Genomic DNA, 19,242 nt, shown 5'->3' with positions numbered 1-19,242 from the left:
CGGGATGTCTCAGACTGTCGTGGCTGTCGCGAAATGCGACGCGCGGGCGGGCTGCGAAGTTCCGGCGGATTCGCCTAAAGGTCTGTAGAAAAAGACCTTTTCTGTCATGGCACACAACATGTAAGGGCCTGGAAGCTTTACTGCCGCTGCGTCACGTAACGGAGCGCGGGGAGCGATTCCAAGGAGGCCTGATTTGAAGAGGAAGCAAAATCCCGATACCGCGTCGGCCACGATGCGGGTGGCGTCTACGACTTTAGTCGTATGCGCGCTGTTGTGGTTCCTGTCGCAGATGGGCAACAGCCTGCTCTGGGCCGTCTCCGCCGTGATCGTCCTCGGGGCGATTCGCCCGGATCTGCGCCCGCTGTCCTGGCCGATTGCCCTGGGCGCGCTGTATGGCGCCTGCCTGGCGCTGGCCCTGCATCTGCTCGCCGATCATTTCCAGCTGCGTTACGCCTGGCTCTACAGCAGCTCCGCGTTGCCCGCCTATCTGAAGATGTCCAATCTGTGGGGCGGGGACGAGGGCACGATGCTGCTGCTGGCGACCTTCTGCATGAGCATCGCCCTTGGCAGTGCGACCCTGCCGGGCTGGGCCGGGCGCGGCAGCGCGCTGATCGCCGCGTGGTACGTGGCCACCGCGGCGTGGCTCGGCCCGTTCTCCGCGACCCCGGCGGACTGGCTGGCGGCCCAGCCCAGCCAGGGCATGAACGCCCATCTGCAGACCTTCTGGATGGCCTTCCATGCGCCGCTGGTGCTGGCCGCCTACGCCTGGGCCCTGGCGCCCGCCGGCGCGGCCATCGCTGCGCTGGACGACGGCGGTTCGCTGTACGGCCCGGTCGCCCTGCGTTACAGCCGACGCGCCTGGCTGGTGCTGACCGCCGGCATCGGCGCCGGCATGGCCTGGGCGATGGAAGACTTCACCTTCGGCCAGCTCTGGCACTGGGACCCCGTGCAGACCGCCGCCTTCGTGGTCTGGGCGCTGCTCGGGGCGGTGCTGCATGGCGCCAAGCGCTGGCGCCCGAGCGGCACCAACCGGCGGCTGCTCCCGGTGCTCAGCCTGCTGGCCGCGGCCTTCGCCTGCGTGGCCATGTCGGTGACGCGCAGCGAGGTGCTGGCCAGCTCCCACCGCTACATCGGCACCACGTCCTGGATGAGCCACCTGGCGCTGGCTGCAGTGCTGATCGGGCTGACGCTCTGGCATGCCGGTCGACGGCTGTCAGCCCGTACGTCCACTGGACAGCGGCGCCGATCCGCTGCCGAGTGGACGCTCGACCTGGCAATCTACCTGTTCGCCGGCGCCGCGCTGCTGGCGATTGGCGCGCTTGTCCAGGCCCACATCCACGAGTGGCTGGGCGTGGAGAAACCCTCCGAAGCCAAGCCCTTCCTCGAAACGCTGCTGGCCTGGGCCGGCGCCGAGGAAGTCGTGGCGATCCGCCGCGCCTTCGACCAGTGGGACGTGGATGGCTACGCCCTCGGCCGCTGGCTGGCGCCGTTCCTCGGGGTGCTGGGGCTGGTCGGCGGCTATGCCTTCCTGCGCCGCTGCGCATCGTCCCGGGTGGCGGCTGTGGCGACTTTCGCGATGACGCTGGTCGTGGCGTTCACGGTGTGGCATGGCGGCTGGCTGACCGCTGGCTATACGGGGGAGGGCATGCTCTCGCAGAGCGTGGTGGCGATCCTGCCCTGGCTGGATGGCGCCCTGCTTGGCGGTGCTTTCCTGATGGGCGCGTGCCTGGTCTGGGGCGGGGTGAGCCTCTGGCAAAGCCGGCGGATGGGCCTGCTGCGCTATACGGGAGGACTGGCCCTGATCCATGGCGGCGCCGTCGTCGCGCTGGTCGGTGGGCTGGCCTCCACGGCGCTGAATTCCTACATGCCGATCAATATCGAACCGTCGACCAGCCCGGAGCAGTGGCATCGCGTCGCCGATGGAATGCAGGTGCGCGTCCTGCCCGACAGCACCCACGAGAACTTCTCCGGCTACAAGGCGGTCGCCCGGGTGGAATTGCGCGAAGGCGGCAAGGTCATCGCCGGTCACGCGCTGTTCCAGGACAGCCGCGGCCATCCGCCGGCCTATCAGGGACCGGTGCGCCAGCTCTGCGAAATCCTCGACTACCACTACGCTCGTTACGAATCGGATCGCGGCTACGTGCTGCATCCCTTCATCGTCCGTGGCTGGGCGCAGGACCTGCAGGTCTGGGTGCCGGCGTCGCCACGCCTGATGGCGAATGGCGGCAAGGTGGACCAGGCGGCCAGCGACATCCAGAGCGTGGTGGTGGTGCGGCGCTTCCCCTTCGTTTCGTTCGTCTGGGTCGGCCTGCTGGCGATGCTGGGCGGCATGCTCCTGCTGCCGGGCGTGGCCGCCGCGAAGGGCAGGGAACAGAGCGTTTCTCACGGCCTGTCTCAGAGTTAGACAGCTATCGCGAAATTAGACGCCGGGAGGCTGCCCCGGCGTCGCCGCGGAACCCTGCAAAGCTGGCGCAAGCGGCGCCGGAAGAGGGTTTCGAACGGTGTGGCACGCAACCTGCTAAACCTTGAGTGGATGTGCTCCTTGCCCGTCGACGGGCGCGGACAACAAAAACAATAACGTGGAGGCCTGACCTTGAAGATGACTCGACTTCGGCATTACCTGGGTGCCGGGACCCTGGCCGTGATGGCTGGCGCAGCCTGGCAACCGGTGCTTGCGGAGGATGGCCAGGCCATCCTCAACGCCAAGTGCATGGCGTGCCACACGCCTGAAGGCAACAACTCCCTGAGCCGCATCAGCCACCAGCGCAAGACGCCGGAAGGCTGGCTGATGAGCATCGCGCGCATGCAGGTCATGTACGGCGTGAAAGTCACCGACGAGGAACGCCGCGACCTGGTCAAGTTCCTCGCCGACAGACAGGGCCTGGCGCCGAGCGAAACCGATGGCGTGCGTTACGCCCTGGAGCGCCGCCTGAATACCGTCGAGGAATTCGATACCAACTTCGAGCAGATGTGCGCCCGCTGTCACTCCGGCGCGCGCATCGCCCTGCAGCGCCGCCCGGCGGCGGAGTGGGAGAAGCTCGTGCACTTCCACCTCGGCCGCTGGCCGTCCCTCGAATACCAGGCGCTGTCCCGCGACCGCGACTGGTTCGAGCTGGCGAAGAAGGAAATGGTGCCCGAGCTGGCCAAGCGTTATCCGTTCGACAGCAAGGCCTGGAGCGACTGGCAGAAATCCATGCCCAAGGCCGAATCGCTGGCCGGCCAGTGGAGCTTCGCCGGCCATATGCCGGGCAAGGGCGAAGTGGCCGGGACCATGGAAGTCGCCAGCAGCGGCGGCGACAAGTTCAAGGTAACGGTGAAGGGCAAGTATGCCGACGGCAGCCCGTTCAACGGCGAGGGCAGCGCGGTGCTCTACAGCGGCTATGAATGGCGCGGCAACGTCAGCATCGATGGCGTGGCCATGCGCCAGGTGTTCGCCGCCAGCAAGGGCGCCCTGCAGGGCCGCATGTTCGAGAAGGCCCATGACGAGCGTGGCCTCGACTTCGTCGCCGCACAGAAGGGTACCGCCCGCGTGCTGGCTGTGCAGCCGGGCTACCTGAAGGCTGGCGAGGAAGCCGAAGTCAGCATCGTCGGCAGCGATCTTTCCGGCAAGCCGGCGTTCGGCAAGGGCATCGAGGTGGTTTCGGTGGTTTCGCAGACGCCCGAGCGCGTGACCGTCAAGGTCAAGGCCGGCGCCGATGCCGCGGCGGGCCTGCACGAAGTGAGTGTCGGCGCGGTCAAGGGCGGCTCGCTCGCCGTGTACAGCGACATCGCCGAAGTGAAGGTGGTGCCGGAGTTCTCCATCGCCCGTATCGGCGGTGGCGGCGGTTCGACGCCGAAGGTGCAGGGCCGCTTCGATGCCGAAGCCTGGGGCAAGGGCGCCGATGGCCAGCCATACCGCATCGGCGTGTTCCCGGCGAAATGGTCGGTCGAGCCGTTCGACGAGCGCGCGAAAGAGGACGAGGACGTCAAGTACGCCGGCGTGATGGATGCCGCCACTGGCGTGTTCCTGCCGGGCGATGCCGGCCCGAATCCGGCGCGCAAGATGATGACCAACAACGCCGGCAACCTGAAGGTGATCGCCGCGGTGGACGAGGGCGGCAAGTCGCTGAAAGGCGAGGGCCACATGATCGTCACCGTGCAACGCTGGAACAACCCGCCGATCCCGTAAGACGGGATTGGACAGAACCTGAGTGCCCGTCGCGTGCGGCGGGTGAATCACAAGAGTTCACGGGAGGTCGCCATGGGCGCCATTCTGAATCTGGTCGAACGCAACCTGCATGAAGTGCAGGTCGACGCCGACCGCCTGTTGTTCCACATCCCCAGCAGCTCGCTGTTCGCCAGCGACGAGCTGACCGGCGGGATCATCGATGCCCTGCGTGGGCACGCCTGTTCGGTAGACGAGCTGACCGAGCGTCTGGGTAATCGCTTTGCCGAAAATGAAATCGACGAAACCCTGCGCGAGCTGATTGCACTGGAACTGGTCAGCGACGGCTCGCCGCTGACACCTGAGATCGGCATCAAGAAGGTCGACCGCACCGCGCTGAACACCGTGGTGCTGAACGTCAATACCGGCTGCAACCTGAGCTGCACCTATTGCTACAAGGAAGACCTGGACAAGCCGTCCGCCGGCAAGAAGATGGGTGCCGAGACCGCCGAGGCGTCGGTGGAAATGCTGCTCAAGGAGTCACCGGACGAGAGCCGTTACACCGTGGTGTTCTTCGGCGGAGAACCGCTGTCCAACCGCCCGCTGATCGAGCACATGGTGGATTACTGCGAGCGCCGTTTCGGCGAAGCCGGCAAGCAGGTGGAGTTCGTCATGACCACCAACGCCACGCTGCTCACCGAGGAAATCGTCGACTACCTCAACAAGCATCGCTTCGGCCTCTCCGTCAGCATCGACGGACCGAAGACCGTGCACGACCGCAATCGCATCACCGTGGGCGGGCAGGGCACCTACGACGTGGTGCGGCGCAAGGCCGACATGCTGCTGTCGCGCTACAACAGCCGGCCGGTCGGCGCGCGGGTCACCCTGACCCGTGGCATCACCGATATCGAGACGATCTGGAACCACCTGTTCAACGAGCTGGGCTTCGCCGAAGTCGGATTCGCCCCGGTCACCTCGGGCGACATGGATGCTTTCAACCTGACGGGTGAAGAGCTGGTGGAAGTCTTCGCCAACATGAAGGCGCTCGGTCGCCTCTATCTGAAGGAAGCGCTGGAAGGCCGCAATATCGGCTTCTCCAACCTGCACCAGCTGATCACCGACATCCACGAAGGGCACAAGAAGGCCCTACCGTGCGGCGCCGGGCTGAAGATGCTGGCGGTCGATCACAAGGGCGAGCTGAATCTCTGCCACCGCTTCACCGGCTCCTCGCTGCCGACCTTTGGCAACGTGCATGAGGGCGTGAAGCAGGCCGAACTGAACGACTTCCTCTCGCAGCGTCTGGATCGCACCAACACCGGCTGCAATACCTGCCGCATCCGCAATCTCTGCTCCGGCGGCTGCTACCACGAGAGCTACGCGCGCTACGGCGATCCGGCGCACCCCACCTATCACTACTGCGAACTGATGCGGGACTGGGTCGATTTCGGCATCGAGGTCTACAGCCGGATCATGACCAGCAACCCCGGATTCATCGACCGCCATATCACTCCGCGGAAGGCGCACTGACATGAAACATCTCAAGGCAATCAACAACAAAGCCCAGATTCTGGAACAGGCCGCCGCCGAGGACCGTATCGAGGAAGTGGTGGCGATGAACTCCGTGGCGGGCTGCGCGGCGACCACCGACCCGGGCTGGGAAGTCGACGTGTTCGGCGGCGTGACCTCGCTCTGCCAGCCGATGGAAGCCGACCTCTACGGCTGTTCCGACCCCTGCTGGTGGCCGGCGCAGGTGCCCGACATGATGAGCACCTACCCGGACTGGAACAAGGACGCCCAGGCCTCGGCGGAGAACTGGCGCAATCTCGGCACCGTATTCCCGGACGACAAATGAGCGGACAGAAGAACAAGAGGAAAACCTGCATGTCCAGAAAAGCATTCGCCGGCGTAGCCGCGCTGGTCGCCGCCTGTTCGCTGAACGTCATGGCCGACGAGGGCAAGGCGCTCGAAGCGGGCCATGAGTACCTGATCACCACCAACTACCCGAACAACCTGCACGTCATCGACATGCAGACCGACAAGATCTACAAGACCTGCACCATTCCCGGCGCCTTCGGCCCGGGCATGACCCAGCTGTCGCCGGATCGCAGGATCGTCTACGTGCTGAGCAATCACTACGCGGACATCTATGGCATCCAGCTGGACGACTGCAAACCGGTGTTCCACGGCACCATCGCGCAGAAGCCGGGGGAAAATGCCCGCGCGCTGTTCTCCATGACCGTCAGCCACGATGGCAAGGAGATCTACGCGGTGGCCAACCCGACGCAGATCCTCAGCGAGCACTACGAAGTGCAGCAGCCGCGCCTGCAGGTCTATGCCGCCGACGGCGGGATGAACGCCAAGCCGATCCGCACCTTCCCGGCGCCACGACAGCTGACCATCATGCAGAGCGGCGACGACGGCAGCCTGTACGTGGCCGGTCCGGACATCTACAAGGTCGATCCGAAGACCGGCAAGTTCGACGTGATCATCCCCAGCCGCAACTGGAAACGCCCGCTGTATGCCGCGCCGGACGTGCTCTACGTGTGGAACCAGCAGACCTACCGCCGCGACTTCTCGCTGCTCTACACCACGGCGAAATTCCAGGACGACAAGCAGGACCTGGCGACTGCCGAGTACCTGTACGGCTTCTTCAGCATCGACCTGGCGTCCGGAAAGACCGAGACCGTGGATTTCGGCCCGGTGACCGAGGTGTACTTCAGCGGCGGTCGCTCGCCGAAGGACCCGAACGTCATGTTCGGCGTGCTCAACCGCCTGGCCAAGTACGACATCAAGGAGAAGAAACTGATCGAGGCGGCCAACCTCGACCACTCGTACTACTGCATCTCGTTCAACAAGGCCGGCAACAAGATCTACCTGACCGGTACCCTGAACGACGTGGCGATCTTCGATGCCGACAGCATGAAGCGCATCGGCGGCCTGAAGCTGCCGGGCGGCGACATGGCGATCACCACCAGCCAGACGTTCGTGCGCTGAGGCGGGGTGAGCCGTAGGAGAAACTGTTTTGCCTCGTCCTGCGGCTTCTCCCTCACCCTCACCCTCTCCCGGAGGGAGAGGGGACTGCTCGGCGTTGCCGGCTGGCACGGCATGTTGTCCCACTCCAATTTGCCCCCTCTCCCTCTGGGAGAGGGCTGGGGTGAGGGGCCCCAATACCGGATCTTCCGTAGGCGCAACTGTCTTGCGACCGGGGTGCCTTTTTGTAGGAGCGAGCTCTGCTCGCGAAGCTTTTGCGGGGCTGATGTTCGCGAGCAGAGCTCGCTCCTACGGGTGACGCTACGTAGGGTGGAAAACGGCGAAGCGGATGGCCGCCCCGCCTTTCCACCATCAGGCGCGGCGTGACGGAGCGGTGGACAAGCTTCGCGTTGTCCACCCTACAAAAAGCACCTTCGGCAGCAAGACAGTTGCTCCTACGGGATCACCATCCGCCACGGTGTTTACCCCCGCTTTCGACTCCATTTCCCCGTCCTTACGTCCGAAAGTTCGCCTCGTCAGCGCTGTTCCTTGATCAACATCAATTGCGACTCATTTCCGTCTGGACTAGCTTGAACTTCCCGGGAAAGCTCGATCTGGAATGACGGAAAATTGTCAATCAGCCGCTTCCAAGTTGTTCGAGGTCTTTTTTCCGGCTGTCTGCGGGAATCTTCTGGCACGCCTTGAGCGAGAGGTGGCGGGATGGTCGGATTCGAAACACTGCTGCTGCTCGTGTCCAGGGTGCGCGTCGTCCATCACATCCGCGGGCGCATACGCCTGAAGCTGATCGATGCCGACCTGCCGGTGCCAGTGCCGGCCCGGTTGCCGGATCGCAGTGCGTTGCGCAGGGCCCACGACATCGCCGCGCGCACCCCTGGCGTGCGGTCCCTGCGGCTCAACCCGCTGGCACGTTCCTGTGCAGTGGAGTACGACCCCTCGATCATTCCCGACCAGGCCTGGAGCGACTTCCTCGCCGGTAGCCGCTCGCCCGCCGCCGGCATCCTGGAAGACATCCTGCGCGATACCTATCGGGAGATCGTCGATGCGCAACTATGACGAGTCCATCCTGCGCAGCCGCCAGCTGCAGCCCGCCGCGCCGTTTCCGATCCTGCACCAGGCGGTACGCATCGCCCTCTACGACGAATACGCCGCCCGCAGCTTCTACGCCCGGGTGATCGAGGCATTCGGTCCGCGGCCGCCGTTCCCCGCCATCCTGCAGAGCGAAGAGCGGCATATCCAGGCGCTTTCCGGACTGGCCTCGCGGCTGGGCATCCCGCGGCCGCTCGATCCGTTCCCGGCGGAAACCGCCATCGAGCCCACCTGGCTGGCCAACTGCATGCGTGCGGTGGTCGGCGAGAGCGCCAACGTCCGTCTCTACGATTACCTGCTGGCCCATGTCGGCGTGCCCGAGGTGCGGCGGGTGTTCCTCGATCTGCAGGCTGCCTCGTTCGCCAACCATCTGCCGGAGTTCCGCCAGGCGGCGAGCGATGCCTTCGACCAGGAGCGCTACCACGCCGGCAAGGGCGTGCTGCCCCAGGAGGCCTACGCCAGCCACGGCCCGCTTTCCGACTTCACGGAGTACCTGATCGCCCACCTCAGCGGCCAGGGCGGGGTGCTCGGCCTGGCCGGTCCGCTGCTGCGCCGGGTCAATCCGGCCCTGCTGGCGGGCGTGGCCGTCGGTGGCGGCAGCGTGTACCTGTGGAAGAAACGCAAGATCGCAAAGCCTGAAGAGGAGAACTGAACATGCTGCCACTGATTCCCTTTGCGGCCGGCCTGGTTACCGGGGTGGTCGCGCTGCGCCTGATTCGCCGTGGCAAGTCGCGCAAGGAGGAACCCGTCGTTGAACCGAGCGTGCCAGAGGTGCCGGCGAAGGCGCCGGTGCGTCGGCCCGCCGCGAAGAAGCCTGCGGCCGCCAAGCCTGCCGCTGCTGCCAAACCCGCCGCAGCAGCGCCGAAGGCGAAGAAGGCACCCGCCGCCCGCACGCGCAAGCCGGCGGCCAGGCCCGCGGCCAATGAGGATCGGCAGGAATGAAAGCCTATCCGCCAGTTCCCCGGCCGCCCGCATGGGATGACGGCAACTTCGTCCGGGGCTTCGTCGCCAGCGCCTGTCTATCCGCGTTCCAGGATGTGCCGGGCAAGCCGGACCTGCGGCGGGTGGCGCGGCACGCCTTGCAGGGCGGCACGGCGATATGCGCCGGGACGCTCGCGGCGCGGGCGCTGCAGCGCCAGGAATATTCACGGGCTCTGCTCACCGGCATGGCCGGGGCGCTGGGCGTGATGCTTGTAGAGCGTTTGCTGCGCGACGACGCGCGGTCCAGTCAGGAGATCGAGCATGGCTAAGAAGGGCAAGAAACATCGGCAGGCCGGCGGCTACGACCAGGGCAACGGCTATGGCACCGGATATGGCGGCTATGGCTACGTGCCGCAGAACCAGGGCGCCTGGCAGGCGCCGCCGCAGATGATGGGCGGTGCGCCGGGAGCCGGCTGGCAGGACCCGGCCGCGATGTTCGGCATGGCTGGCGGCATGGACGCCGGCATTCTCCAGGGGTTGCCGACCTTTCTGCGTTCGCGCAACACCGAGCAGTTCCTGCTCGGCCTGCTGGTGGGCACCGCGGCGACCTGGGTGCTGACCGATGAGGAGCTGCGCGGCAAGCTGCTGAAGTCCGCGGTCAAGCTCTACGCCAACCTGGCCGGCGGGCTGGAGGAATTCAAGGAGCAGATGGCTGACGTCAAGGCTGAGTTCGGCGCGCAGCAGCGCGGGGACGAGTGATGTCCGGAGCCTGGTTCGCCGCTCTCGAACTGGTGCATGACACCGCCGGGAGGGCGCGCTATCGCTATCGCTGCCAGCCGGGCCGGAGCGGCGAGCCGCGCCGTATCGAATGGGCCATCGAGGCCCTGCGCGGAGTGCGCAAGGTGCGCGTCAACCCGGGCATCCACGCCCTGATCGTCGAGTTCGAGGATCTGCTGGTCGATGCCGAAGCCCTGCGCCAGGCCATCCTCACCATGGAATATCCGGATTTCCCGCTGTCGCAGGAGCATGCCCGCGGCCATGGCGCGGTATCGCCCTCCGGCGTGCTGACCACCGGCGCGGCGCTGTTCGCCGACCGCCGCCTGCAGCCGGAGCTGCAGGGGCCGCTGTCGGTGGCGGTGTCGATGCCGCTGTTCGGCAAGGCGCTGGCCGAGCTGATGGAGCGCGGCGTCACCTCCCATGTGCTGGAGGCACTGGCGGTGGCCATTTCCATCAGCCGGCGGGACTTCCTCACCGCCAACACCACCACCTTCCTGCTGGCCGTGGGCGACTACCTGGAACACTCCATCGAGCGCCATTCGGACAACCTGCTGAAGAGCCTGCTGCGCCCGGCGAGCAGCGAGGTCTGGGTCGAGCGCGACGGCGTCGAGCAACTGGTCGACGCCCGCGAGGTGATGGTGGGCGACACGGTGATCGCCGCCACCGGCACGGTGATTCCCATCGATGGCACCGTGCTGGGCGGCGAGGCGCTGGTCAACCAGGCGACCATGACCGGGGAGAGCGTGCCGGTGGCGCGCCGACGTGGCGACAATGTGCTGTCGGGAACGCTGATCGAGGAAGGGCGGCTGCGCATCTACGCGGAAAAGGTCGGCCGGCATGCCGCCGCCGCGCGCATCGCCAACTATGTCGAGCAGTCCCTGGCGGTGAAGAGCGCCACCCAGCTGGAGGCCTCGCGCCTGGCCGACCGCCTGGTGCCCATGGTGCTCGGCCTGGCCGGCGGCACCTGGCTGCTGTCGCAGAACCTGCAGCGGGTTTCGGCGGTGCTGCAGGCAGACTATTCCTGCGCGCTCAAGCTGGCCACTCCGGTGGCGTTCAAGGCCTCGATGTACCAGGCCGGCCGCCGCGGCGTGCTGGTCAAGGGCGCCAATGCGCTGGAACGACTGGCCGAAGCGGACACCTTCGTTTTCGACAAGACCGGCACGCTGACCACCGGCGCCCTGCGCGTCACCGATTCGCTGGTGTGCAGCGCCGGCTACACCGCCGAGGACGTGATCAACATCGCCGCCTCGGTGGAGGAGCACTACTACCACCCGATGGCCATGGCGGTGGTCGACGCGGCCAGCCGCCTGGCGCACCGCAAGCACTTCAATCATGAGGAGGTGCAGTTCATCGTCGCCCACGGTGTGGCCAGCGTGATCGACGGCAAGCGCATCGTGGTCGGCTCGCGGCATTTCGTCGAGGAAGACGAGGGCATCTCCACCGCCGCCTACGCCGACGACATCGAGCGCCTGCGCCGGGAAGGCAAGACGCTGCTCTACATCGGCTACGGTGGCGAACTGCTCGGCGTGCTGGGCATGCTCGACAGTGTCCATCCGGACAGTGCCGCGACCATCGCCCGCCTGCGCGAGCAGGGCGTCAAGCGCATCATCATGCTCACCGGCGACCACCCCGAGCGCGCCCAGGCGCTGGCCGACGAGCTGAATCTGGACGGCTTCCGCGCCGGCCTGCTGCCCGACGAGAAGGCCGAGGCGATCAAGGAACTGGCCGACGAGGGCGCGCACATCGCCTTCGTCGGCGACGGCATCAACGACGCGCCGGCGCTGTCCGGCGCGCATGTCGGCATTTCCATGTGCCAGGGCTCGGACATCGCCCGCCTGGCCTCGGACATCACGCTGCTGGAGGAAGGCATCGCCGGGGTGGCCGACGTCAAGGCCATCGCCATAGCTGCGCGCGACCTGATCAACAGCAACTTCAGGCTCATCGTCGGCCTCAACACCAGCATCCTCGTGGCCGCCTCGTTCGGTCTGCTGACCCCGGTGTCGGCGTCGATGCTGCACAACGGCAGCACCATCGCCATCCTCCTGCGCGCGCTGGCCGGCTCCGGGATGCCGGGCGGGAGCAAGACAGGGGAGGGTTCGCCATGAGCTCGACTTCTTCGCCGCAGTCCCTGCCGCTGTCCATGGCCGGAGAGAACGCCAGGGTGCGCATCGTCGCGCTGCTCGGTGGACCGGGCACGGTCAGGCGGCTCACTGAAATGGGCCTCAACGTCGGTTGCGAAATCATCGTACGGCAGAGCCAGGGCGGCGGCCTGGTGGTGTCGCGCGGCGAGACCCGTTTCGCCCTCGGCGCGGGGATGGCCCACAAGATCATGGTGTGCCCCGTCTGACGGTGCACCGGGAGGAATGCCATGGCGATGCTGAAAGAGCTGGCGGTGGGCGACCGGGCCAGGGTGACCGGCTTCAACCAGGGCGGTAGCGCCTATCGACGCAAGCTGCTGTCCATGGGCCTGACACCGGGGGCCGAACTGGCGGTGACGCGGGTCGCGCCGATGGGCGATCCGGTGGAGATCCGCGTGCGTGGCTTCTCCCTGTCGTTGCGCAAGGCCGAGGCCGACGCGCTGGTGGTGGAGAAGCTGTCATGAGCGAGCACCGCAGCATCGCCCTGGTGGGCAATCCCAACTGTGGCAAGACCACGGTGTTCAACGCCCTGACCGGTTCGCGCCAGCGGGTCGGCAACTGGCCGGGGGTGACGGTGGAGCGCAAGAGCGGCGAGTACCGCTTCGAGGGCGAGCGCTACGAGGTGGTCGACCTGCCGGGCACCTATTCCCTGGACGTGGTCGACCAGGAAGTCTCGCTGGACGAGAAGATCGCCCGCGACTACGTGCATGCCAACGAGGCCGACCTGATCGTCAACATCGTCGATGCCTCCAACCTCGAACGCAATCTCTACCTGACCCTGCAACTGGCGGAGATGCAGGTGCCGCTGCTGGTGGTGCTGAACATGATCGACGTGGCCGAGGAAAAGGCCATGCGGGTGGATGCCGACAAGCTCGCCGAGCGCCTGGGTTGCCCGGTGGTGCCGGTGGTGGCGTCGGAGGGCAGCGGCATCGACGAGCTGAAGGCGGTGGTGCGCGACACCCTGCGCCAGGCCCGTCGGCCGGGGGCGGCGGTGACCTACGACTCCGGGCTGGAGCAGGCCATCGAGCAACTGCTGCCGCAACTGACCGCGGCGGTTGGCGGCACCGCGCCGCGCTGGCTGGCGGTGCGCCTGCTGGAGGGCGACGACCTGGCCCGCGCCGCCGCCGGGCCGCAGGCCGTGCAGGAGGCGGCGCAGCTGGCGCAGGAACTGGGCGACGACATCGACATCATGGTGGCGGACGCCCGCTACGGGCTGGCCAACTCCATCACCCGCGACGCCCTGACGATGCTCGGCCGCACCAGCCGCGACCTGACCGACCGCATCGACCGCGTGGTGCTCAACCGCGCGCTGGGCATCCCGATCTTCTTCGCGATGATGTACCTGATGTTCATGTTCACCATCAACATCGGCAGCTCCTTCATCGACTTCTTCGACCAGCTCGGCGCTCTGCTCTTCGTCGACGGCCTCGGCCAACTGCTCGGCGCAATCGGCACGCCCGACTGGCTGGTGGCGCTGCTGACCCAGGGGATCGGCGCCGGCGTGCAGACGGTGGCGACCTTCATCCCGGTGATCGGCTTCCTCTTCCTGTTCCTTTCCTTCCTCGAAGACTCGGGCTACATGGCCCGCGCGGCCTTCGTCATGGACCGCTTCATGCGCTGGGTGGGGCTGCCCGGCAAGTCCTTCGTGCCAATGATCGTCGGCTTCGGCTGCACCGTCCCGGCGATCATGGCGACCCGCACCCTGGAGCACCGCCGCGACCGCCTGCTGACCATCGCCATGGCGCCGTTCATGTCCTGCGGCGCGCGGCTGCCGGTGTATGTGCTGTTCGCCGCGGCGTTCTTCCCGGAACACGGGCAGAACATCGTCTTCGGCCTCTACATCATCGGCATCGGCGCCGCCGTGCTGACCGGCCTGCTGCTCAAGCACAGCCTGCTGGAGGGCGAGGCCACGCCGTTCATCATGGAGCTGCCGCCGTACCACATCCCCACGATCAAGGGCGTGCTGCTGCACACCTGGTCGCGGCTGAAGGGCTTCGTGGTCAAGGCCGGGCGGATCATCGTGCCGACGGTGCTGGTGCTGAACATGCTCAACTCCACCGGCACCGACGGCAGCTTCGCCAGCGTGCCGCCGGATCATTCCGTGCTGGCTGAGGTGGGGCGCGGCATAGCGCCGGCCTTCTCGCCCATGGGCGTGACCGCGGATAACTGGCCGGCGGCGGTGGGCATCATCACCGGCATCCTCGCCAAGGAAGCGGTGGTCGGTACGCTCAACACCACCTACGGCGCGCTGGCCGGACAGGCGGAAGAAGCCGAGGAGGGGCCGTTCGACCTGTGGGGCGGCATCGCCGACGCCTTCGCCACCATCCCGGCCAATCTGGCCGAGGCGTTCGGCCGCTGGACCGACCCGCTGGGCCTGGAGGCCGATCTCTCCGACCAGGCGACGGTCGCCGCCGCCCATGACGTGTCGAGCAGCATCTTCGGCGCCATGGTCACCCGCTTCGTCAGCACCTCGGCGGCCTTCGCCTATCTGCTGTTCGTGCTGCTCTATTCGCCCTGCACGGCCGCCATGGCCGCCGTGTACCAGGAGGCCGGCACTCGCTGGATGCTCTTCGTGGTGGCCTGGACCACCGGGCTCGCCTATGGCGTGGCGGTGCTGTTCTACCAGTTGGCGAACTGGGCGGCGCATCCGCTGGGGTCGCTGGCGTGGTGCGCCGGCGTGCTGATCGCCTTCGCCGCGGCCTTCATGTCCATGCGCATCGCCGGCCGCAGCGAGCCGCGAGTCGCCGTCAGCCTGCCGGTTCCGCGGTCCTGAGGAGGCGCCCATGATCCTGTCGCAACTGAGTGACTACCTGAAGACGCACGGACGGGTCAGCCTGCACGACATGCAGCACCACCTGGACACCACGCCGGAGGCGCTGGAAGGCATGCTCGCTGTGCTCGAACGCAAGGGCCGCGTGCGTCGCCTGCCGAGCGGAACGTCGTGCGGCGGGGGCACCTGCTGCAAGTGCGATCCGGCCAGCATCGTCGTCTACGAATGGGTCACCATTGCGCCAGGCGACGGCGCGTGATGCTGGAAACATGGCCCTGAAGCGTGCGCCGGCGCTGCTGGTGATAGGCATCCACCGCGAGGAACTGGCCTTCGGCGAGCGGGTTGCCGAGGGTGTCGACCCCGCCTGGGCGGATGTGCAGCGGATACCCGATGGCCTGTCCGGGCGCCATCCACGGGCGGACCAGCGTTTTCACCACGAACTCCTGCATGCGGCGCTGTATGAACAGCTGCTGCCGCTGGCGAGCGGACGCTACCGGGTGCTGATCGACCTGCACAGCGGACGGGATCACGACGGCCCGAGCGTTGACCTCTACTGCGGCGAGCCGCGCTTCGGCCGGGCGCTGGATTCCGCCCTGGTCCGCGAAGGACTGGATGGGCAGGGGGTTGAGGTGGTGCCGCTGGGAGAGGGTGTCGCCACGGTGATCCCGCGGCGCATCTGGGCGAACCCGGATTTCCTCTACGTCGGCATGGAGGTGTACCTGCCTGACGGCGATCAGGATGCCGCCGTGGAGCTGGCCAGGCGGCTGGTCGTCCTGGTCAGCCGGGAAGCGCAGGACTTCGCCTGAAATCGTCCCGGCTGACGGTCAGCGCAGGATGTGCCGGCGATGGGTGCTCAGGTGAACCCCCAGGCAGGCGACGAACACCGCGCCGGCGGCCGCATGCCCGCGCTTGGAGCCCATGCCCACCAGCGCCAGCGAGCTGCCGAGGCCGGCGATCATGCCCAGCTTGGCATAGCGGTTGACCCGCATCTTCAGCGGACGGCGGCCGCTCACCAGTTGCGGCCTGGCCAGTTCGGCGTCGACCAGGGCATCGATCTGCGCTTCGAAAGCCGCAAGGTCGACCTGCTCGGCGGCGAAATGCAGGAGCAGCGAACCGGACTTGGCGTTGGACTCGCAGGAAAGCACGCCGTCGAGGCCGGCCAGCTTTTCGTGCAGGCCGCGCAGGCGGTCGGCGTTGCGCAGTCGGGCGTCACGGACGCGGATACGCCCGGGCAGGGAGGAAACGATATGGGTCATGGGGGCAGGCGGCTGCTGGCTGATCGAGGATCGTTATCATAACGACTTGTATCGCCACTTGGGCCCGCCAGCGGTCGGCCGACTTACGGCGGCGGATCGCGTCGTTGCTACGGGGCACAGCCGGCAGGCGCGGCCAACGGGGGCTGGCCGCGCCGTCGTTTCAGCGATCCGGTTCCACGCTCACATAGCGTTGTGCCCCGCAGCGTGTACATCGCTGGCAGAGCATGGGTGTCATTCCAACGTCCGTCAGAGTCCCTTCATCCCAACGGCATCCCAGGAAGAAACAACGCAGGCGCATAAGCCCTCCTGTCGAGGCTGGCCTCGACCACTGGAACAGGCAGAGTTGATGGGGCGTCTGTTGTTCTTGTGGAGTGCAGGGAGGGTCGCGCCGGGGGAGTGGAATGGACAACCTAAATTGGCGGGCCGTTTGTCGGGTGGGTATTGGGTGTTGGGCTTCCCCTCACCCTAACCCTCTCCCGGAGGGAGAGGGGATTGTTCGGCGTTGCCGGGTGGCACGTTGCATCAGCCCGCCCGGATTACCCCCTCTCCCTCTGGGAGAGGGCAGGGGTGAGGGTGGCCAGGCTCACGGCCGATACAACTCCGGCCGCCTCAGCCCGACGTAGCTGAATGCCTCCCGCGTACGCGCCAGGCGCGCGCGGTCCAGGTCGGCGACCAGCACCTGCTCCGGCTGGTCGGCTCGCGCCAGGACTTCGCCATCCGGCGCGACGATGCAGCTCAGCCCGCAGTAATCCAGTTCGTATTCCTTGCCGTCGAAGTTGGCGTAGGCGAGGTACACCTGGTTTTCGTAGGCGCGGCACGGCACCACGACGTTGGCGACGAACTCGTAGGGACGCATGTTGGCGGTCGGCACCAGCACCAGGTCGGCGCCGGCCAGGGCCAGGCTGCGTACCGCTTCCGGGAATTCGACGTCGAAGCAGATCAGCAGGCCGATGCGCCAGCCGTCCAGTTCGAACACCGCCGGCGCGGCATCCGAGGCGCTGAACTGGCTGCGGTCCAGCTCGCCGTAGAGATGGGTCTTGCGGTAGTTGGCGCGGTGCCGGCCATCGCGGTCGATCAGTTGCACGGAGTTGTAGATCGCTCCGTCCGCCGCCCGCTCCGGATAGCCGTAGAGAATCCCCACGCCGATTTCCCGGGCGAGCAGGGCGACCGCGTCGGCGGTCGCTCCGTCAACCGGTTCGGCCAGGGCGGCCACCCGCTCTGCGCCGATGTTGTAGCCACTGGTGAACATCTCGGGGCAGACCAGCAGGTCCGCCCCTTGCTGTGCCGCCTCCTGGGCGGCCTGTTCGAGCCGCCGCAGGTTGCCCGTCACATCGTTCGGGCCCGGCGGGCACTGGTAGAGGGCAAGGCGCATGCAGGTTCCTCCGCTGCTCAGTCGGGCAGCACCATCGGGCCGAGTTCGGCGAAGCGGTCGCCGGGGCCGGGGTTTTCCGGGTGGGTGGCGCCGCCGAAGTGCTTCATGATGCCCCAGACGGCGTTCAGCGAGGTCTGCACCGCGCCTTCCACCCAGGCCGGGGTCCAGGATACGTCGTCACCGGCGATGAAGATGCCGCGCTGTTCGGCCGGCATGTCGTCCTGCATGAAGTGCGCGTACATCCGCTGGTTGTAGCGGTAGTGGCCCGGCAGCGCGCCCTTGAAGGCACCGAGGAAGTGCGGGTCGGCCTCCCAGGACACGGTGATCGGGTTGCCGATGATGTGGCTGGCGATATCGACCTTCGGGTAGACCTTCTTCAGCGCGTCGAGGGCCAGTTGCACGCGCTTCTCCACCGGATGCGGCAGCATCTTCATCGCGTCGCTCATCCACGAGTAGGACAGGCAGATCACCCCCGGCTTGTCGTCGCCGTTGTCGAACAGGTAGGTGCCGCGGGTGAGGCGGTCGGTGAGGGTCATGCTCATCACGTCGCGGCCGGTCTGCGGGTCCTTGTCCTTCCAGAACGGGCGGTCGACCATGACGAAGGTCTTCGACGACTGCATGTAGCGGGTGCGGTCGAGGGCCATCCACATCTTCTGCGAGAACAGCGATTCCTCGCACTCGATCTGGGTGGTCAGCAGCCAGGTCTGGCAGGTGGCGAGGACGGCCGCGTAGTGGTGGGTGTGGCCCCAGTAGTCGGTGACGGCGAAGGTGCCGTCGGCGGCGCGGGCGATCTTCTTCACGCCCGGACGCGTCGCACCGTGGTGCAGCGAGGACAGCGAGGTGCCGGCCGGCCAGTGCGCGCATTTCTCCGGCACGTGGTTCCAGATGCCGCGCGGCACCTGCTCGACGCCGCCGACGACGAGGTGCTGGTGGTCGTCGCAGTTGGTCATCACCACGCGGAAGATTTCCAGCATGGAGTTGGGGAAGTCGGAGTCCCAGCCGCCGGTGCCGAAGCCGACCTGGCCGAAGATTTCCCGGTGCAGGAAACTCAGCTTCGAGAACGCCTTGGAGCTGGCGACGAAGTCATAGAAGGTGCGGTCGTCCCACAGCGGCACCAGCTCGTCCCATAGCGCCTTGAGCTTGACCGTGTCGCGCTCGCGGATGGCGTCCTGGATTTCGCTGAAGCGCGCGCCGTCTTCCAGCGCGTCGGCCCAGGCCTGGGCGACTTCCTTGAAGATTTCCGGCAGGTCGTCGAGTTTCTCGGCGTAGTGGCTGGTGCCTTCCAGGTCCACCACCGTGCTGCCGGAGGCCGGGGTCAGCGGGTTGGGGAAGGGTTTGGTCTGCAGGCCGAGCTTGTCGACGTAGTGATAGAACGCCGTGGAAGAGGCGGGGAAGCGCATGCCGCCCAGCTCGGCGATGATCCCCTCGGCGCCCTCGAAGGATTCGGAGCGCAGGCGGCCGCCCATCTTCGACGCTTCGTAGACCACCGGCTTGAGGCCCATCTTCATCAGCTCGTAGGCGGCGACCAGCCCGGAGATGCCGGCGCCGACGATGGCGACTTCGCTGCCGTGGGCGGCTTGCGGAATGCTGCCGAGGCCGGCGGGGTGCTCGATCCAGTCGTCGAAGGCGAAGGGGAAGTCCGGGCCGAAGATGGTGACGGGTTTCTTGCCGTGGCTTTCGGGGTGACGGTTGTTATTCATTGGAATCTCCCAGCTGGATGGCGTACCGGCCCGGGCATTCAGCATCGTCCAGGCCGCAAGGCTTTGCATGGCCGCGCGGGTCGTTCG

20 protein-coding genes are annotated in these 19,242 nt (G+C 66.8%); 16 read left to right on the top strand and 4 right to left on the bottom strand.

The genetic code is table 11. The annotated features are described in order from the left end of the window. The first annotated feature begins 193 nt into the window (after positions 1 to 193). The 16 genes from ccsA (at position 194) to JFY56_RS01565 (ending at position 15,633) form a co-directional block, all read left to right on the top strand. The gene (ccsA, locus tag JFY56_RS01640) at positions 194 to 2,404 is read left to right on the top strand and encodes a cytochrome c biogenesis protein CcsA (RefSeq protein WP_236032386.1); all 2,211 of its coding nucleotides are present in this window, start codon (positions 194 to 196) and stop codon (positions 2,402 to 2,404) included. Positions 2,405 to 2,599: 195 nt separating this feature from the next. After that, positions 2,600 to 4,168: a quinohemoprotein amine dehydrogenase subunit alpha gene (gene peaA, locus JFY56_RS01635; RefSeq protein ID WP_208312487.1), complete on the top strand. Its 1,569-nt coding sequence runs from the start codon at positions 2,600 to 2,602 to the stop codon at positions 4,166 to 4,168. A gap of 72 nt (positions 4,169 to 4,240) precedes the next feature. Then, positions 4,241 to 5,671, top strand: coding sequence for a quinohemoprotein amine dehydrogenase maturation protein (gene peaB / locus JFY56_RS01630; RefSeq protein ID WP_208311743.1), 1,431 nt, complete (start codon positions 4,241 to 4,243; stop codon positions 5,669 to 5,671). 1 nt (position 5,672) lies between these two features. Next, on the top strand, positions 5,673 to 5,996 hold the full coding sequence (qhpC, locus tag JFY56_RS01625; protein WP_208311742.1) for a quinohemoprotein amine dehydrogenase subunit gamma: 324 nt from the start codon (positions 5,673 to 5,675) through the stop codon (positions 5,994 to 5,996). A 29-nt stretch (positions 5,997 to 6,025) separates the two neighbouring features. After that, complete coding sequence (gene peaD / locus JFY56_RS01620) at positions 6,026 to 7,138, top strand: quinohemoprotein amine dehydrogenase subunit beta (protein WP_208311741.1); 1,113 nt, start codon at positions 6,026 to 6,028, stop codon at positions 7,136 to 7,138. Between the two features lie 696 nt (positions 7,139 to 7,834). After that, positions 7,835 to 8,188 (top strand): hypothetical protein, encoded by a 354-nt coding sequence (locus JFY56_RS01615; RefSeq protein WP_208311740.1) that lies wholly within the window; start codon positions 7,835 to 7,837, stop codon positions 8,186 to 8,188. Next, on the top strand, positions 8,175 to 8,873 hold the full coding sequence (locus JFY56_RS01610) for a ferritin-like domain-containing protein (RefSeq protein WP_208311739.1): 699 nt from the start codon (positions 8,175 to 8,177) through the stop codon (positions 8,871 to 8,873). Before JFY56_RS01615 ends, JFY56_RS01610 begins: the two co-directional genes overlap by 14 nt. Positions 8,874 to 8,875: 2 nt before the next feature. Further along, positions 8,876 to 9,163, top strand: coding sequence for a hypothetical protein (locus tag JFY56_RS01605; protein WP_208311738.1), 288 nt, complete (start codon positions 8,876 to 8,878; stop codon positions 9,161 to 9,163). Further along, positions 9,160 to 9,471, top strand: coding sequence for a hypothetical protein (locus JFY56_RS01600; RefSeq protein ID WP_208311737.1), 312 nt, complete (start codon positions 9,160 to 9,162; stop codon positions 9,469 to 9,471). The genes JFY56_RS01605 and JFY56_RS01600 overlap by 4 nt, the downstream gene beginning before the upstream one ends. Continuing rightward, positions 9,464 to 9,901 (top strand): YtxH domain-containing protein, encoded by a 438-nt coding sequence (locus tag JFY56_RS01595; protein ID WP_208311736.1) that lies wholly within the window; start codon positions 9,464 to 9,466, stop codon positions 9,899 to 9,901. The genes JFY56_RS01600 and JFY56_RS01595 overlap by 8 nt, the downstream gene beginning before the upstream one ends. Next, positions 9,901 to 12,024, top strand: coding sequence for a heavy metal translocating P-type ATPase (locus JFY56_RS01590; RefSeq protein WP_208311735.1), 2,124 nt, complete (start codon positions 9,901 to 9,903; stop codon positions 12,022 to 12,024). The genes JFY56_RS01595 and JFY56_RS01590 overlap by 1 nt, the downstream gene beginning before the upstream one ends. After that, positions 12,021 to 12,266 (top strand): FeoA family protein, encoded by a 246-nt coding sequence (locus JFY56_RS01585; RefSeq protein WP_208311734.1) that lies wholly within the window; start codon positions 12,021 to 12,023, stop codon positions 12,264 to 12,266. Before JFY56_RS01590 ends, JFY56_RS01585 begins: the two co-directional genes overlap by 4 nt. Before the next feature lie 21 nt (positions 12,267 to 12,287). Beyond that, positions 12,288 to 12,521: a FeoA family protein gene (locus tag JFY56_RS01580; protein WP_268968825.1), complete on the top strand. Its 234-nt coding sequence runs from the start codon at positions 12,288 to 12,290 to the stop codon at positions 12,519 to 12,521. Then, positions 12,518 to 14,830: a Fe(2+) transporter permease subunit FeoB gene (feoB, locus tag JFY56_RS01575; protein WP_208311733.1), complete on the top strand. Its 2,313-nt coding sequence runs from the start codon at positions 12,518 to 12,520 to the stop codon at positions 14,828 to 14,830. Before JFY56_RS01580 ends, feoB begins: the two co-directional genes overlap by 4 nt. Before the next feature lie 10 nt (positions 14,831 to 14,840). Next, the gene (locus JFY56_RS01570; protein WP_208311732.1) at positions 14,841 to 15,086 is read left to right on the top strand and encodes a FeoC-like transcriptional regulator; all 246 of its coding nucleotides are present in this window, start codon (positions 14,841 to 14,843) and stop codon (positions 15,084 to 15,086) included. Positions 15,087 to 15,096: 10 nt separating this feature from the next. Then, entirely contained in the window at positions 15,097 to 15,633 is a 537-nt protein-coding gene (locus tag JFY56_RS01565) for a hypothetical protein (protein ID WP_208311731.1), read from the top strand. Between the two features lie 18 nt (positions 15,634 to 15,651). On the opposite strand, the gene JFY56_RS01560 is transcribed toward JFY56_RS01565, so the two are convergent. From JFY56_RS01560 to JFY56_RS01550, 4 genes are all read right to left on the bottom strand, one after another. Beyond that, complete coding sequence (locus JFY56_RS01560) at positions 15,652 to 16,083, bottom strand: HMA2 domain-containing protein (protein WP_208311730.1); 432 nt, start codon at positions 16,081 to 16,083, stop codon at positions 15,652 to 15,654. Between the two features lie 160 nt (positions 16,084 to 16,243). Beyond that, positions 16,244 to 16,381 (bottom strand): PSPA7_2676 family Cys-rich small protein, encoded by a 138-nt coding sequence (locus JFY56_RS24595; protein ID WP_328824780.1) that lies wholly within the window; start codon positions 16,379 to 16,381, stop codon positions 16,244 to 16,246. 285 nt (positions 16,382 to 16,666) lie between these two features. Further along, positions 16,667 to 17,455, bottom strand: coding sequence for a carbon-nitrogen hydrolase family protein (locus tag JFY56_RS01555; RefSeq protein WP_208311729.1), 789 nt, complete (start codon positions 17,453 to 17,455; stop codon positions 16,667 to 16,669). A 17-nt stretch (positions 17,456 to 17,472) separates the two neighbouring features. Next, positions 17,473 to 19,155, bottom strand: coding sequence for a flavin monoamine oxidase family protein (locus tag JFY56_RS01550; protein WP_208311728.1), 1,683 nt, complete (start codon positions 19,153 to 19,155; stop codon positions 17,473 to 17,475). Between the last annotated feature and the right edge of the window lie 87 nt (positions 19,156 to 19,242).

The organism is Pseudomonas schmalbachii, assembly GCF_017589465.1.
Lineage (GTDB): Bacteria > Pseudomonadota > Gammaproteobacteria > Pseudomonadales > Pseudomonadaceae > Pseudomonas > Pseudomonas schmalbachii.
The sequence above is the reverse complement of the archived record's forward strand: the minus strand, read 5'-3'. Positions and strand labels throughout refer to the sequence as shown.

Coding starts and splice junctions, on each gene's coding strand:
- JFY56_RS01555 (WP_208311729.1), bottom strand. CDS start 17,455: ATGCGCCTTGCCCTCTACCAGTGCCCGCCGGGCCCGAACGATGTGACG.
- feoB (WP_208311733.1), top strand. CDS start 12,518: ATGAGCGAGCACCGCAGCATCGCCCTGGTGGGCAATCCCAACTGTGGC.
- qhpC (WP_208311742.1), top strand. CDS start 5,673: ATGAAACATCTCAAGGCAATCAACAACAAAGCCCAGATTCTGGAACAG.
- JFY56_RS01615 (WP_208311740.1), top strand. CDS start 7,835: ATGGTCGGATTCGAAACACTGCTGCTGCTCGTGTCCAGGGTGCGCGTC.
- JFY56_RS01550 (WP_208311728.1), bottom strand. CDS start 19,155: ATGAATAACAACCGTCACCCCGAAAGCCACGGCAAGAAACCCGTCACC.
- peaB (WP_208311743.1), top strand. CDS start 4,241: ATGGGCGCCATTCTGAATCTGGTCGAACGCAACCTGCATGAAGTGCAG.
- peaA (WP_208312487.1), top strand. CDS start 2,600: ATGACTCGACTTCGGCATTACCTGGGTGCCGGGACCCTGGCCGTGATG.
- peaD (WP_208311741.1), top strand. CDS start 6,026: ATGTCCAGAAAAGCATTCGCCGGCGTAGCCGCGCTGGTCGCCGCCTGT.
- JFY56_RS01560 (WP_208311730.1), bottom strand. CDS start 16,083: ATGACCCATATCGTTTCCTCCCTGCCCGGGCGTATCCGCGTCCGTGAC.
- JFY56_RS01600 (WP_208311737.1), top strand. CDS start 9,160: ATGAAAGCCTATCCGCCAGTTCCCCGGCCGCCCGCATGGGATGACGGC.
- JFY56_RS01580 (WP_268968825.1), top strand. CDS start 12,288: ATGGCGATGCTGAAAGAGCTGGCGGTGGGCGACCGGGCCAGGGTGACC.
- JFY56_RS01610 (WP_208311739.1), top strand. CDS start 8,175: ATGCGCAACTATGACGAGTCCATCCTGCGCAGCCGCCAGCTGCAGCCC.
- JFY56_RS01570 (WP_208311732.1), top strand. CDS start 14,841: ATGATCCTGTCGCAACTGAGTGACTACCTGAAGACGCACGGACGGGTC.
- JFY56_RS01565 (WP_208311731.1), top strand. CDS start 15,097: ATGGCCCTGAAGCGTGCGCCGGCGCTGCTGGTGATAGGCATCCACCGC.
- JFY56_RS24595 (WP_328824780.1), bottom strand. CDS start 16,381: ATGCGCCTGCGTTGTTTCTTCCTGGGATGCCGTTGGGATGAAGGGACT.
- JFY56_RS01595 (WP_208311736.1), top strand. CDS start 9,464: ATGGCTAAGAAGGGCAAGAAACATCGGCAGGCCGGCGGCTACGACCAG.
- JFY56_RS01590 (WP_208311735.1), top strand. CDS start 9,901: ATGTCCGGAGCCTGGTTCGCCGCTCTCGAACTGGTGCATGACACCGCC.
- JFY56_RS01585 (WP_208311734.1), top strand. CDS start 12,021: ATGAGCTCGACTTCTTCGCCGCAGTCCCTGCCGCTGTCCATGGCCGGA.
- JFY56_RS01605 (WP_208311738.1), top strand. CDS start 8,876: ATGCTGCCACTGATTCCCTTTGCGGCCGGCCTGGTTACCGGGGTGGTC.